At 66.1% G+C, this 13,441-nt stretch carries 15 protein-coding genes and 1 tRNA gene; 7 read left to right on the top strand and 9 right to left on the bottom strand.

The window, feature by feature from the left end:
• The 4 genes from ACJ0G7_RS02265 to ACJ0G7_RS02250 all read left to right on the top strand — a co-directional run.
• On the top strand, positions 1-246 hold a 246-nt coding region (locus tag ACJ0G7_RS02265; protein ID WP_407395045.1), incomplete at its 5' end, for a putative 2OG-Fe(II) oxygenase.
• 27 nt (positions 247-273) lie between these two features.
• The gene (gene crtE / locus ACJ0G7_RS02260) at positions 274-1,203 is read left to right on the top strand and encodes a geranylgeranyl diphosphate synthase CrtE (RefSeq protein WP_407395044.1); all 930 of its coding nucleotides are present in this window, start codon (positions 274-276) and stop codon (positions 1,201-1,203) included.
• Positions 1,200-1,703 (top strand): divergent PAP2 family protein, encoded by a 504-nt coding sequence (locus ACJ0G7_RS02255; RefSeq protein WP_043691998.1) that lies wholly within the window; start codon positions 1,200-1,202, stop codon positions 1,701-1,703. The genes crtE and ACJ0G7_RS02255 overlap by 4 nt, the downstream gene beginning before the upstream one ends.
• Positions 1,700-3,151, top strand: coding sequence for an ATP-dependent RecD-like DNA helicase (locus tag ACJ0G7_RS02250; protein ID WP_186483805.1), 1,452 nt, complete (start codon positions 1,700-1,702; stop codon positions 3,149-3,151). The genes ACJ0G7_RS02255 and ACJ0G7_RS02250 overlap by 4 nt, the downstream gene beginning before the upstream one ends.
• A 14-nt stretch (positions 3,152-3,165) precedes the next feature.
• Here ACJ0G7_RS02250 and ACJ0G7_RS02245 read toward each other — a convergent pair whose 3' ends face one another.
• The 7 genes from ACJ0G7_RS02245 to ACJ0G7_RS02215 all read right to left on the bottom strand — a co-directional run bounded on the left by ACJ0G7_RS02245 (position 3,166) and on the right by ACJ0G7_RS02215 (position 10,277).
• On the bottom strand, positions 3,166-3,774 hold the full coding sequence (locus ACJ0G7_RS02245) for a histidine phosphatase family protein (RefSeq protein ID WP_407395041.1): 609 nt from the start codon (positions 3,772-3,774) through the stop codon (positions 3,166-3,168).
• Between the two features lie 180 nt (positions 3,775-3,954).
• Positions 3,955-4,320, bottom strand: coding sequence for a hypothetical protein (locus ACJ0G7_RS02240; protein WP_043691991.1), 366 nt, complete (start codon positions 4,318-4,320; stop codon positions 3,955-3,957).
• A gap of 105 nt (positions 4,321-4,425) precedes the next feature.
• Positions 4,426-4,779 (bottom strand): acylphosphatase, encoded by a 354-nt coding sequence (locus ACJ0G7_RS02235; protein ID WP_043691989.1) that lies wholly within the window; start codon positions 4,777-4,779, stop codon positions 4,426-4,428.
• On the bottom strand, positions 4,677-6,092 hold the full coding sequence (locus ACJ0G7_RS02230; protein WP_043691988.1) for a cobyrinate a,c-diamide synthase: 1,416 nt from the start codon (positions 6,090-6,092) through the stop codon (positions 4,677-4,679). Before ACJ0G7_RS02230 ends, ACJ0G7_RS02235 begins: the two co-directional genes overlap by 103 nt.
• Before the next feature lie 14 nt (positions 6,093-6,106).
• Positions 6,107-7,393, bottom strand: a complete 1,287-nt coding sequence (locus ACJ0G7_RS02225; RefSeq protein WP_043691987.1) for a glucose-6-phosphate dehydrogenase assembly protein OpcA — start codon at positions 7,391-7,393, stop codon at positions 6,107-6,109.
• Positions 7,394-7,432: 39 nt separating this feature from the next.
• Positions 7,433-8,956: a glucose-6-phosphate dehydrogenase gene (gene zwf, locus ACJ0G7_RS02220; RefSeq protein ID WP_407395038.1), complete on the bottom strand. Its 1,524-nt coding sequence runs from the start codon at positions 8,954-8,956 to the stop codon at positions 7,433-7,435.
• Between the two features lie 151 nt (positions 8,957-9,107).
• Positions 9,108-10,277 (bottom strand): FAD-binding oxidoreductase, encoded by a 1,170-nt coding sequence (locus ACJ0G7_RS02215; RefSeq protein WP_407395036.1) that lies wholly within the window; start codon positions 10,275-10,277, stop codon positions 9,108-9,110.
• A 222-nt stretch (positions 10,278-10,499) separates the two neighbouring features.
• Here ACJ0G7_RS02215 and ACJ0G7_RS02210 point away from each other — a divergent pair, with 222 nt between their 5' ends.
• A complete protein-coding gene (locus tag ACJ0G7_RS02210) occupies positions 10,500-10,970 on the top strand; it encodes an SRPBCC family protein (protein WP_186483797.1) in 471 nt (156 codons plus the stop codon).
• Positions 10,971-10,996: 26 nt separating this feature from the next.
• On the opposite strand, the gene ACJ0G7_RS02205 is transcribed toward ACJ0G7_RS02210, so the two are convergent.
• Both ACJ0G7_RS02205 and ACJ0G7_RS02200 read right to left on the bottom strand, forming a co-directional pair.
• A tRNA-Glu gene (locus ACJ0G7_RS02205) sits at positions 10,997-11,069 on the bottom strand.
• A 47-nt stretch (positions 11,070-11,116) separates the two neighbouring features.
• Positions 11,117-12,268, bottom strand: a complete 1,152-nt coding sequence (locus tag ACJ0G7_RS02200; RefSeq protein ID WP_043691982.1) for a histidine kinase — start codon at positions 12,266-12,268, stop codon at positions 11,117-11,119.
• Between the two features lie 106 nt (positions 12,269-12,374).
• Between ACJ0G7_RS02200 and ACJ0G7_RS02195 the strand changes: the two genes are divergently transcribed.
• Both ACJ0G7_RS02195 and ACJ0G7_RS02190 read left to right on the top strand, forming a co-directional pair.
• Positions 12,375-12,962: a hypothetical protein gene (locus ACJ0G7_RS02195; protein WP_052378162.1), complete on the top strand. Its 588-nt coding sequence runs from the start codon at positions 12,375-12,377 to the stop codon at positions 12,960-12,962.
• A 105-nt stretch (positions 12,963-13,067) separates the two neighbouring features.
• Positions 13,068-13,436 carry a cAMP phosphodiesterase gene (locus ACJ0G7_RS02190; protein WP_253912855.1) on the top strand — a complete coding sequence of 123 codons (369 nt, stop codon included), beginning with the start codon at positions 13,068-13,070 and terminating at the stop codon, positions 13,434-13,436.
• The last annotated feature ends 5 nt before the right edge of the window (positions 13,437-13,441 follow it).

Below are 13,441 nucleotides of genomic sequence, written 5' to 3'. Positions count from 1 at the left end.
AGCCACGTGATGGCGATTCCTTACAAGGATGCCGCCGCCTCAGGCGGTGTCTTCGCGCCGAAGCAGCATCGTCTGCTGCTGTTCCCATCGGATCTCACCCACCGGGTGACGCCTTATGAGGGGAGCTCTCCGCGGTACTCCGTCTCCTACGACCTCGCCATCACCACGCCCCCCGGGGAGGGACGGGAGATGCGCATGCCCCACCCGATGGACTGGGTGCCCCTGAGCGGTATGGGCCCGGCCTGAGAGAATCCCGCCAGTTTCGGGTTCTCCATGACCGCTGCGGCGACCTCCCCCGACAGAGTTCCGGCACCGGCGGACAGCTTTGATTTCAAGGCTTACCTGACCAAGGCGAAAGCCACGGTGGAGCAGGCCCTTGATGCCGCTCTGCTGCCGGAGCGTCCGGAATCCCTGCGGGAGGCGATGCGCTATTCGCTGCTGGCCGGCGGCAAGCGGTTGCGGCCGATCCTCTGCCTGGCCGCCTGTGAACTGGCCGGTGGGGAGGCGGAGCTTGCCGTTCCCACCGCGGTGGCTCTGGAGATGATCCACACCATGTCGCTGATCCACGACGATCTGCCGGCGATGGATGACGACGATCTGCGGCGGGGCCGACCCACCAATCACAAGGTCTACGGCGAAGCGGTGGCGATCCTGGCCGGTGATGCCCTGCTCACCCGCGCCTTCGAGATGGTGGCGCTGCGCAGTCCCGGTGTTCCGGCGGAGCGCCTGCTCAAGGTGGTGGGGGAGCTGTCGCTGGTGGCCGGTGCCCCCGGCCTGGTGGGCGGTCAGGTGGTGGATCTGGAGAGCGAGGGCAAGCAGGTGGACCTCGACACGCTCGAGTACATCCATCTGCACAAGACAGGAGCGCTGCTCAGTGCCTGTGTGATCACCGGCGCCATGATCGGCGGCGCCGAAGACGACCTGATCGCGGCTCTGCGCACCTACGCCCGCGGCATCGGCCTGGCGTTCCAGATCATCGACGACATCCTGGATATCACCGCCAGCAGTGAGGTTCTCGGCAAAACCGCCGGCAAGGATCTGATCGCTGACAAGACCACCTACCCGAAGCTGCTGGGTCTGGAGGAGTCCCGCAAGCGGGCTGATGTGCTGGTGCATGAAGCCAAGGACGTGCTCAAACCCTGGGCGGAAAGGGCCCTGCCGCTGCTGGCCCTGGCGGACTTCATCACCAGCCGCGACCGATGATCGAGACCGTTCCAACCCATGCCGTTCTGCAGGAGGTGCTCGACAACGCCTCCCTGGCCTGGGGGCTGGCGGCCTGCGGCATCGCCCAGCTCTCGAAACTGTTCATCGAACTGATCCAGCACCGGCGCTGGCGCCCGGCTGTGCTGATCGAAACGGGGGGGATGCCCTCCAGTCACTCCGCTCTGGTGACGGGTACCGCGGCCTGCGTGGGCTGGACACTGGGATTCGATCACCCGCTGTTCGCGCTGGCGGCGATGATCGCCTTCGTGGTGATGTACGACGCCAGCGGCATCCGGCGGGCAGCCGGGTTCACCGCCGAACGGGTCAATGCCCTCCCCGCTGAACTCTGGCAGGAGAGCTTCGAGAAACCCCTCAAGGAAAGCCTGGGCCACAGCCGGCTTCAGGTGCTGGTCGGCAGCCTGATCGGTCCCGCCATCGCCCTGCCGGGACTTGCGCTGCTGGGATCACCGCTTCATCTGTTCGGAGTGCTGCTGGGGTGAACGCCGGGGCTGAACTCACCGGTGATCAGCAGATCGCATCCGATGCCTTCGCGGCATGGCTGGCGTCGCCGGCTGATGGAACGCCGTTCGTGCTGAGCGGTTTCGCCGGCAGCGGCAAGACCTTCCTCTCGATGCGTCTGCTGCGTCAGGTGGAGGCCAGCGGCCTCTGCTGGACCGTGGTGGCTCCGACCCACAAAGCGGTGGGAGTGCTGCGTCAGGCCCTTGAGCTGGAGGGCCTCAACCCTGCCTGGTACCCCTCCACGATTCATCGTCTGCTGCGGCTGAAGCTGAAGCGGCAGGGCGACATCGAGCTGTGCGAGCCGACGGAGCAGACGGCGATGGCCCTGGAGCATCTCGGACTGGTGCTGGTGGATGAGGCCTCCATGGTCGACAGCACGCTTCTCGGGATCGCCCTTCAGTGCGCTCACCCCTTCAAGACCAGGCTGGTGTTCGTCGGTGATCCGGCGCAGCTGCCGCCGGTGGGTGAGGAGAGCAGCCCGGTGTTCGCCATGCAGCGCGCCTGCTCCGCTGCTCTGCGCCAGGTGGTGCGCCATCAGGGGCCTGTGCTGCAGCTGGCTGGAGGCCTGCGGGAAGGTCGGCTGCCCTGTCAGATGCCGCCGCTGCTGCCGCCGATCCGGGATCCGCAGGGCCAGGTGCGCAGCCTTGTACAGAAGGACTGGCTGCAGGAGGCTCGCCGCGCACTCCGGGAGGCTTCCGTCCAGGACAATCCCGATGCGGCCCGCATCCTCTGTTACACCAACCGCACCCTGGACCGTCTGGTGCCCCATGCCCGACGGGCCATTCACGGGGAGATGGCTGATCAGATGCCGGTGCTGCCGGGAGAGGTGCTGATCAGCCGCACAGCCGTGATGGCTCCGGCCTCCCGCGACGGGGAGGAGACGGGGGAGGAGCCGGACATGGTGCTCGGCTCCAATCGCGAGGTGACCGTGCGGGATGTGAAGCCGGAGTCCTGTGATCTGGTGGATTTCGGGCTGTCGGCCGCGGATGGCCCCGTGCCCGTGATCGAGACCCTTTCGGCCAGCGTCAGTGCCGGGGAGCTGGAGCTGACCCTGAGACTCCAGCCCCCGGTGGGCAGTGAGGCGCGGCAGCTGCTGGATGCCGTGATGCAGCGGTTGCGGCAACAGGCCCGGGACGCGGGCAAGAAGGACGGCCGATCCATCTGGCGCCGTTTCTTCCTGATCCGCGATGCCTTCGCGTCTCTCGGGCCGGCGGCCGTGCTCACGGTGCATCGCAGCCAGGGCAGCAGCTTCGGGGATGTCTTCGTGGCCCCCGATGTGTTCCGGGCTGATCCCTCCATCCGTCAGCAGCTCTGTTATGTGGCGGTGTCGCGGGCCCGGACGGGGGTCTGGCTGATCGGTGCGGACGCCTCAGCAACGGTTCAGGCGGCCTGGCGGCGTGAGTTCGAGGGCTTCTCCGGCGTCGGTTGAGCGGCAGCTCCGATTCAGACCCCAGGGTCGGTCGGGGCATTCCAGCGGGCGATGGCCTTCTGCCCCCGCTCCCAGCCGAGGATGCTCACGGAGGCGGTTCCCAGCTTGAACAGCCTGCCGCCGGCGGCTCCCAGTCCCAGCCAGGTGCCGGTGAGGGCCCGCAGGATATGGCCGTGAGCGAACAGGGCCACATCCCCATCCCCGGGGGCGGCCAGGGCGGTGGCGATGGCCTTCTCGCAGCGGGCCTGCACCTGATCGGCGTTCTCGCCGTTGGGACAGCCGTGGGTCCACACCGTCCAGTCCGGGACCGTTTCGCGGATCTCGGGCGTGGTGATCCCCTCGTAGTCGCCGTAGTTCCACTCGAGGAGGTCCTCCATGATCTGCATCTGCCCTCCCAGACCCCCCAGATCGCAGGTGCGGCGGGCCCGTTGCAGGGGAGAGCTGAACACGGCAGCGAAGCTCAGGCGCGTGAGGATCGGTGCGAGCGCCCTGGCCTCCTCCTCTCCCTGGGGCAGCAGCGGCAGGTCGGTGCTGCCGGTGTGGCGCCCGTTCAGGGCCCATTCCGTGGCGCCATGGCGCAGCAGCCACAGTTGCCGTTGACGTTGCTCTTGACCGGTGGACATGACGCAGCGGGGCGGTCCCGCTCAGGATGACCATCGCTGAGAGAGCCGACTGCAAGCTGGATCACAGCCTCAGGATCAGGGCGGCCAGTCCGATGCAGACGGCCAGACTCGCCACTCCGAGGAGGGCTTTCCAGAAGGCCGTGCTGCGGGGATTCAGCAGGTCATCGGGCATGGTGGCCTTCAGCTCTGCGGGGAAGTCTCGCTGCGCTCGGGAAGGAAGGGAAAGGTGGTCTGCAGGCTGCGTTCCAGAGCACCCGGCAACGCCGCGTGAACGCTGTTCTCCTCCACCTCGTAGCGCTCCGCGAGGATGACCGGATCGTCCAGGTCCAGCGTGCAGCTGCGGATCGCCGGACGCAGCCTGTGATCGCCCCCGCCGCTGCTGGCGGTGGAGAAGGTGCCCTCCATCGCGGCCCAGGCGCGGCAGGCATGCATGGCCTCCAGCAGCGATCCGTACATGCGCTGAGGCTCATCGCGCCGGGCACTGACCACATCCATCCCGATCAGCGGCATGGCCGTGATGGTCAGAACGATGCAGAACCGCAGCATGCTTCGGAGCGCCGGGGGAGTGTTCAGTGATCCTTCCGCCCTAGCCAGATCCCGGCCATCCGCCGGATCTGTTCCCAATCTCTTCGGAGGCGGATGACAGGCCGCTTACTGACGCACCTCGAACCAGTCGTCGCCGGTGACCGGCAGCTGGCTCGGTTGCACTCTCAGCACCTGGGCACCCGGTGGGCCCTGCTCACACCAGGCCCGCAGCTCCGCGATGGCCATGGGAGCGCCTTCGGCCTGCACCTCCACGGATCCGTCCCTGCGGTTGCGCACCCAGCCGCGCACCCCCAGGTCCAGAGCGCGACGGTTGCAGCTGGCCCGGAATCCGACTCCCTGGACCTTTCCCTGGATGATCAGGCGCCAGCGTTCGATGAAGGGTTGGATGCGTTGCGGACGCGTCCGGCTGACGAAGCGCTTGCTGATGGCATCGGCCCGGTTGCGAGCGCGTCGCGCCATCGGCAGCAGATCGTCGAACAGCTGGCCCAGTGCATGTGAATCCAGCTCGCGTGAAGCGTCCGATCCCCCCATCCTTCCAAGCGTCGTTGGGTTCGCCACCCATCAATTTCCCACAGCGCCGATCCCTCGGGGTCGCGGTCCAGGCTCCAGCGGTGGAAGGCATGGCCCCGCAGTCGCTCTCCCCGACGCACCAGCAGTCCGTCGCTGGTTGCCGTCAGCGTGCGGTAGCCGACATCCAGCTGGCCGCGGCTGGCATGGAACGGCAGGGAGCCGGCCATGGCATGGACGGCTCCGTCGAGGTCACTGAGCGAGCGGCCCAGCAGCAGCATGCCGCCGCATTCGGCGTACACCGGTCGATGGCGCGCGAAGCTCCGCAGGGCATCGAGGCTGCGCCGGCAGCTGCTCAGCTGGGCCGCGTGCTGCTCCGGGAAGCCTCCGGGGAGGATCAGCCCTCTGGCGTTCTCCGGCAGCGGCTCATCGGCCAGAGGGCTCCAGGGAAGCAGGGGCATGCCCATCCGCTCCAGCAGTTCGCCGGTTTCGGGGTAACGGAAGTGGAAGGCGGCATCAGCCGCCACCGCGACCGGCATGGGGGTGCCTCCCCCCGACGGACACTCCGCCAGCGGGTCCTCGCCGCTGGTGGGCGCCGCCATCAGCGGCAGCAGACGCGGCAGATCCAGATGGTTGGCAGCCAGCTCCGCCCAGCGAGCCCGTCGCTCCGCGGTGCCGTTGAGTTCATGGGCGGGCGCCAGTCCGAGATGGCGGCTGGGCAGCTGCAGATCCTCGCTGCGGGGCAGGCAGCCGAGCAGGGGCACATCGAGCCTCTCCAGCACCTCCGCCAGCAGCTCCCGGTGGCGGCTGCTGCTGACGCGATTGAGCACCACACCCGCCAGGTTCAGGTTGGGGTCGTGGTCGCGGAAGCCGCGCACCAGGGCGCCGAGGGAGGCGGCCTGGCCACCGGCATCGACCACCAGCAGCACCGGCAGATCCAGCAGCCGTGCGGTGGCGGCGGTGCTGCCCGTTTCACTGCTGCCGATGCCGTCGAACAGCCCCATCACCCCCTCCACGAGGGCATGGTCGGCCGTGCTCCCGTAGCCGTGGAAGGCCCGGCGCACCCAGGACTCACCACAGAGATTGCTGTCGAGATTGCGGCAGGGACGCTGCGAGATCGCACTCAGCAGCTGAGGATCGAGATAGTCAGGCCCGACCTTGAAGGCCTGGATCGAGCGTCCCTGGGACCGCACCCAGCTCAGCAGGGCGAGGCTGAGCAGGGTCTTGCCGCTGCCGCTGGCCGGAGCGGCGATGACAACGGCCATGAAATCCGATCAGCTCAGGCGAGCAGCCTGGCAGCCAGAGGTGCGGCGGCGGCCAGAAGCGGGTTGGTGCTGTCGTGGCCGCCACTGAGCAGACGGGCCACATCCATCTCGGGAGTGGAATGCTGGGCGGGCACGACCTCCTCGTGCAGATCCAGGCTGGCCATGCCACCGCCTTCGAGTCGCATGCAGCCACCCGACTCGGCGCAGAGGATCACGCAGACGCCCTTGCCGTCATCCGGCTGGCAGATCAGGCGAAGGCCCACCAGCTGGCCGGCGTGAACGCTGGGCTGGCCCATCGGCACGGACATCAGCTGGAAGATCACCTCGGTGCCGTCCGCACGGCGGAAGCGGGCGGCGGTGCCCTCTTCCGTCGCTTCGGTGTGGTCGAGGCTCCAGCCCAGGCGATCGGCGATCCAGGCGGCCAGAAGCAGGCCCTGTGCGGGGTGATGGCCTTCCACATCGATGTCGAGCCGCACGATGTGGCTGAGTGCATCGCGGCGGTGCGGTGGATCGAACACCATCGCCAGGGTTTCGCGCCAGCTGCTCAGACGCAGCCAGTTGAGGTCGTTCACGGGTTGACCGGTGGTCACCCAGTGACGCAGCAGATCGAGGCAGTGACGCGGGCTGCCGACGGCCGTGTCGATGATCAGGCGACGGGGGGCACAGGCCAACTGCTCCATCAGGGCCGGAGCCTCATCCAGGAAGCCGTTCCACCAGACCCAGGAGGGCATCGAGGGCGGCAGCAGTGGCTGCAGGATGTTCATGCCGTCCTGCAGGGCGTTGTGGCCACCCCGCAGCACCACCACGTCGCCGCAGGCGGCGGTTCCACCGCCTTCCTCCGGCAGGGGGCAATAGGCCGCCACAAGGGTTTCCAGCCCCTTGCCGGAATCGATGGTGGGGGCCAGGGTGATCAGCCGGCGGGGCTGAAGCGCGCTGAGGGCCGGGTCGATGTACTGACCGCGCAGATCCTCCGACTGGGTCTGGCCATCGAAAGCGGCGGCCGCTGCGATCACCTCTCCATCCAGAGGGGGGGTGCTGAGCGGTAGATCGGCGTCCACGACCACCTGACGGCCGGCGGCCACCAGGGAGTCGGATTGCTGGCCGGTGATCGGCCCCTTCAGGCGACCGCTGCGCACCAGCTGCTGTTCGGCCCAGGCCGGCTGCCAGATCAGCAGAGAGAACGTGTTGGCGCCGGTGCCGGTGCTTCCCTGCTGCTCCGGGGACCAGAGCTGTTCGAGGTAGGTGGGCACCTCCGAGGGCGCCAGTTCCAGGGGGGTCTGAAGCGTGAGCTGAGGGGACATGGTTCGGACGGAGAGGGGTGGAACAGGGATCAGGCGATGTCAGGGACGGCGCCAGAGCAGTCCGTCGCGGGCGAGCAGGGCATCGGCGGCCGCCGGTCCCCAGGTGCGGGATTCATAGGGATGGATCGGCAGCTGCCAGGGGCTGTCCTCGATCAGTTCCAGCAGCGGGGTGTACAGGCGCCAGGCGGCCTCCACCTCGTCGCTGCGGGTGAACAGGGTGGGGTCGCTGAGCATGGCGTCGGCCAGCAGGCGCACGTAACCCTCATCGGAGGGTTCACCGAAGGACTCGTCGTAGGAGAACTCCATGTCGATCGGCCGGCTGCGCATGCCGGAGCCGGGAGATTTCACCTCGAAGCGGAATTCAGCCCCTTCATCCGGCTGGATGCGCAGGATCAGCTGGTTGGAGGTGGGGCCGCCGTTCGCGGCATCGAACAGGTGCACCGGTGCCTCGCGGAAGGTGAGCACCACTTCACTGACGCGCTTGGCCAGACGCTTGCCGGTGCGCACGTAGAAGGGAACGCCCTGCCAGCGCCAGTTGTCGATGAACAGCTTCAGGGCGACGTAGGTCTCCGTGGTGCTGTTCGGGTCGACCCCCGGTTCCTGGCGGTACCCGGCCAGGGGAGACTCCTGGCTGCCACCGGGTCCGTACTGGCCGCGGATGCAGCAGTTCCAGGGCTCCAGTTCATCAGCGAGCCGGGCGGCCTGCAGCACCTTGGCCTTCTCGGTTCGGATCGCTTCCTGGTCGAAGCGACCGGGTGCCTCCATGGCGGTGATCGCCAGCATCTGGGTCAGGTGGTTCTGCACCATGTCCCGCAGGGCTCCGGAGGTTTCGTAGTACCCGGCCCGTTCCTCGACGCCGACGGTCTCGGCGGCGGTGATCTGAACGCTGGAGATGTAGTTCCGGTTCCAGATCGGCTCGAAGATCGTGTTGGCGAAGCGCAGCACCAGGATGTTCTGGACCGTCTCCTTGCCCAGGTAGTGGTCGATGCGGAAAATCTGGTTTTCCTGACCGCAGCTCTGAACCACCTGGTTGAGGGACTGGGCGCTGCCGTAATCGCGCCCGAAGGGCTTTTCGATCACCACGCGGCTGCGCTTGGGATCCTTCAGCAGGCCGGCATCCGCCAGGGCACGACAGCCGCTGCCGTAGAACTTCGGCGACACCGAGAGGTAGAAGGTGCGGTTGCCGCGGGTGGCGCACTGCTGATCGATCTGCTCGAGGCGTCCCCCCAGACGGACCACATCCTCCGGCTGCTGCAGATCCACCGGCTCGTAGAAGAGCTTGGCGGAGAACTGCTCCCAGGCCTGGGGGTCCTCCTCGATCTTCGCCGCCAGTGCCTCGGTCATCTTGCTGCGGAACACCTCGTCGCTCCAGGGGCGTCGGGCACAGCCGAGCAGCGCGAACTCACTGGGCAGACGGCGCTGCTTGAACAGCTCGAACAGGGCCGGCACCAGCTTGCGATGGGTCAGATCACCGCTCGCCCCGAAAATCACCAGACACTGGGGTGCGATGACGCGTTCCTGACGAAGTCCAACCCTCAGGGGATTGGTGATCGTGGCGACCATGAAGCACAGGCGTCTGCCGCTGGTTTAGGCACGGAAGCGGAATTGCACAGTGCTCCAGAACATCCCGACTGGTGCATGCGTTCGGATTGTTTTCAAGCGAAAAAAAAAGCCCGCCGCGGGACGCGGCGGGCGAGGGCACCGGAGGTCCGGATCAATAGGTTTCCACGTGCCAGCGGTCGGCCTTCTTGAGCTGCGGACGCAGTTCGGACCAGTCCAGTCCCTTGGCGGCGGCGGCGGCGGTCATGGCCTCGTCGATGCCGGGCTCCATGCCGCGCAGACCGCACATGTAGACGTGGGTCTTGGGGTTTTCGATCATCGAGAAGATCTCCTCGGCATGCTCCAGCACGCGGTCCTGGATGTACATCCGGCCGCCCTTGGTGTTCTGCTGTTCGCGGCTGATCGCCTTGGTGTAGCGGAAGTTCTCGGGGAATTCCTTCTCGTAGTGCAGGAAATCCTCGTCATAGAGGAGGTTGCCGGTCTTGGGTGCGCCCATGAACAGCCAGGCTTTGCCTCGGAAGGTCCAGCCGTTCGCATCGCGCTCGCGGGTTTCGAACATGCGGCGGATGTAGGTGCGCATCGGAGCGATGCCCGTGCCGGTCGCCAGCATGATGATGTTGGCGTCTTCGTCGTCGGGCAGCAGCATCTCCTTGCCCACCGGACCGGTGATCTTCACCTTGGAGCCGGGCTCGATGTCGCAGAGATAGGTGGAGCAGACGCCGTAGATCTGTTCTCCTGCCTCGTTCTTGTACTCCAGCTGACGCACGCACAGGGAGACGGTGTTGTCCTGGTAGTTGTCGCCGTGGCGGGTGCTGGCGATCGAATACAGGCGCAGTTTGTGGGGCTTGCCGTTGGCGTCGTTGCCTTCCGGAATGATCCCGATGCTCTGCCCTTCGATGTACTCGAGTTGGGGTTCGCCGCCGGAGAGATCGAAGGTGATGTGCTGGACCCGACCGATACCGCCGTCCTTCACCAGCGAGTAGTTCTCGGTCACCGTCCCCATGAAGGGTGTCTTCGGTTTGTAGGTGTTGACCGGAACGTTGGCGTGGGGCTTTTTCTTGGGGGCGGGAGCAGTTGTCACGGCTTGCGGTTCGGGGGCGCTGGAGGCTGCCACCGGAGCGGAGGGAGAGTCCTCGCTGGCGGGTGACACGCTGATGATTCTGGCTCCAGAGGCGCTCAGGCGCTTGTACAGGTTGTTGAGTCCACTCATCGCCACCTGGTAGGTGCGAATCACGGAGGCCCCTGATCCGGCCTTGATGCCGCTGGCAACAACCGTGAACAGAGGAGACGTGGTTCCACCGGCCGTGGCGACAGGCACCCGCATGAGATCTCAATTTCGGTTGCGCGACTATAGGTGTGGTCTTCATCCGCGCAAGCGGAGGTTGACCGTTGACACAGATCGCGATGTGATCCGTGGGATCTCCTTAAGATCAGACCGTTCTCTTTCTCATCGGAGACCTTTCAGGCGTTGGTTCCAGCTCAGTCAATTTTTGGACGTGGGCTCCGTGAAGCCGCTGCCGACGAGGGTGTTGTCATCGAGCAGACGATGGAGCGCCTTCCGCAGGGCGTCAGGCGTCTGGCGGTGCAGCTGAGAACAGCGATACCGGTCTCGGTTCTCTGGGAGGTCCTCACGGACTACGACCATCTCGACCGCTTCATTCCCAATCTCAGCACCAGCGAGCTGGTGCTGAGGGACGGCCAGACGGTGCGGGTGCTTCAGGTGGGCAGTCAGCAGCTTCTCGGTCTGCGCTTCTCCGCTCAGGTGCTGCTGGAACTGCAGGAAGTGCTGCCGGATGGCCTGCTGCGGTTCCGGATGGTGAAAGGCGATTTCCGGCGGTTTGAAGGGTCCTGGCAGATGCGTGAGCTGCCCGAGGGGTCCTCACTTCTGTATGAGCTGACGGTGCAGGGATGCCTCGGCATGCCGATCGGGCTGATCGAAGAGCGGCTACGCGACGACCTGTCGAGCAATCTGCATGCGGTCGAACAGGAAGCCAGACGGCGCTGGAGCGGCGACTGACGACATTCAGCCGCGTTGATTTGACATACCCCCAAGGGGATTCGAACCCCTGTCGCCTCCGTGAAAGGGAGGTGTCCTAGGCCTCTAGACGATGGGGGCGAGGCCGTGAGCGATGAGCTGTCTGTGCTCCCGGTCACCAAGCAAAACTACGGGTCGGGCTGACCCTCCGTCAAGACAGCCTGACCCCATTCCTGTCCCTGGCCCTGCCAGATCGGCACGGTGAAGGTGAAGCAGGCCCCCTCATCGGGTTCCGACACCACCCAGATGCGGCCGCCGTGCACTTCCACGATGCGGCGGCAGACCGACAGCCCGACGCCGAATCCGGTGGTGCGATGCGATGTCTGCGGCAGACGGACCCGGTCCAGAAAGATCCGCTGCTGCTCTTCGGGGGGGATGCCCGGCCCGCTGTCGCAGACGCTCACCTCCACCCACTGACTGGTGCGGTGCAGCATGGTCAGGGTGATGTGCCCGCCATTGCCTGTGTACTTCAGGGCGTTCTCCAGCAGGTTGAGCAGCACCTGACGCATGCGTCGCTGATCGGCGAAGACCTTCGGCAGGTCGATCGGGATGTCGGTGCGGATCTCGACGTTGCGTCCGAGCCAGAGCTTCTCCAGTTCCAGGATCACCTCCGCTGACACGCTCGCCAGATCGAGCCGCTGAGGGTTGAACAGGGCCTCCCAGCGGGTGGTTCCCACCTCCAGCAGATCCTTCGAGAGCGCCTCCATCTCCTCGAGACGGCGGGTGATCACATCCTGGAAGCGATCCATGTCGATCTGCCCGAGCCTCTGGCTCTGCAGGGCCAGGGTCGCTGCGGTGAGGGGTGTGCGCAGCTCGTGGGCCACCATGCGCAGCAATCTCTCCTGGGCGTGGATGCGGTCGATCAGGGTCTCGTTCTCCTGACGCAGCACCAGCAGCTGATCCTCCAGCTGCAGCTCCTTCTGGGTGCGGCTGCCGTCGAGTTCGGTCGGCCGCAGGCTGAGCCCCAGTCCGCTGACGACGCCGTCCTGCTGCCAGCGCGGCACCCACCCCTTCAGCTGCTGGTGGATGTTGCTGCCGGCGAACACCTGCTTGGGGGAGGGCGACAGCTTGATCAGAGCGGGGGTGACCACGAGCCGGTGCAGCTCCAGCAGCTCCGGCTGCTGGGACGGATCCGCGAGCTGGAGGGTCACCTCGAATCCGACGTCCTCCCGCTCCAGGTACTGCACCAGAGAACGGAGGTCCTGGCCGGACAGGTGATGACGGGCAGCCACCAGCAGCAGCTGAAGCTGCTGACGACCTTTGGGACCGTCACCCTTCACAAGGCATCCGACGCGGAAAACGAATGCTCACCTTATGGGTTTTTGACGGGGACTCCATCCGGGCTAAGACGTTCATGAACAGTCCGCTTCGCCGTATCCGCGGCTCATGTCGCTTTTTTCCGGGCAAAACCGTGTTCCATTGACGGTGCCGTCGCGCGCTGACGGATCGCCATCGGTCTCCGTGGACAGCAATCTGCGCCGCTGGTTCACCCGCAATCTGGGCGTCTGGCGTTCGCGACGTCAGTACATGTTCAGCGATGACCAGGTGCTGCATCTGGACATGAACCTGAAGATGGAGACCTTCGCCGAGCCGACGGCCGGTGAGAGCCGTTACCGCTTCAGCTGGTGGTCGGACGCCGAGGATCAGCACTCCGACGAGTTCTTCGCGCGCAAGCCCTGGTACGAGCGCAGCGGCGTGATGGAGGCGACCCTCTGGGGCCATCAGCTCCAGCGCAGCCGGGGCTATCTCAACGGCGACCCCGTGCGCACCCGCCTGCGGCAGGTGGATGAGCACGAGACGATCCTCGAATCCCACTACCAGCAGTGGGACATCCTGGAACACATCCGGCTTGTGGATCAGGACCGCTACCGCTACCGGGCGATCTACAGCTGGGAGAACGGGGAGCTGTCGATCGTCGAGCACCACCACGAAATCCGTCTCTCCGAGGCGCCGCCGCCGATCCAGGAGAACTGACCGGACCACTCCGGACGCCGGGAGGGTTGATCTACGTAAAAATACCGAGGATCAATCGGTGTCAGTCCGTTGAAACTTCGCCACAAACTCCTGGGAGCATTGGCGGTGCCGGCCCTGCTCGCCACAGGTGAGCTGTTCGGCGCTGTTGCTGGTGCTGTTGCCGCTCCCGCCACCAAGCAGGACATCGCCATCTATCAGGCCATGGGCACGTCCTTCTTCTGCATGGCTGCGCTCGACGGCGTGGAATTTCCGAAGGCGCTCGGCATCTCCGCCAGCACCTATGCCCAGGCCCTGAAGGGCCGCCATGACGGCAAGGTGTCGATGCTCGACAACAAGACCCTTTCGGAGAAGGAAATGTTCGCCGCCGCCGAGCAGCAGGTGCTCCTGCGCGCCATGCAGGCCTGCCCGAAGGCGATTCCCGCCGATGTACAGGCCAAGGTGAAGGAAGCCATCAAGAAGATCTCCGACAAGTGAGCCTC

Origin of the sequence: Parasynechococcus sp., assembly GCF_045559935.1 — a bacterium.
GTDB lineage: Bacteria > Cyanobacteriota > Cyanobacteriia > PCC-6307 > Cyanobiaceae > Parasynechococcus.
Note: the sequence above shows the minus strand (reverse complement) of the source record. Positions and strands in the feature narration are given on the sequence as shown.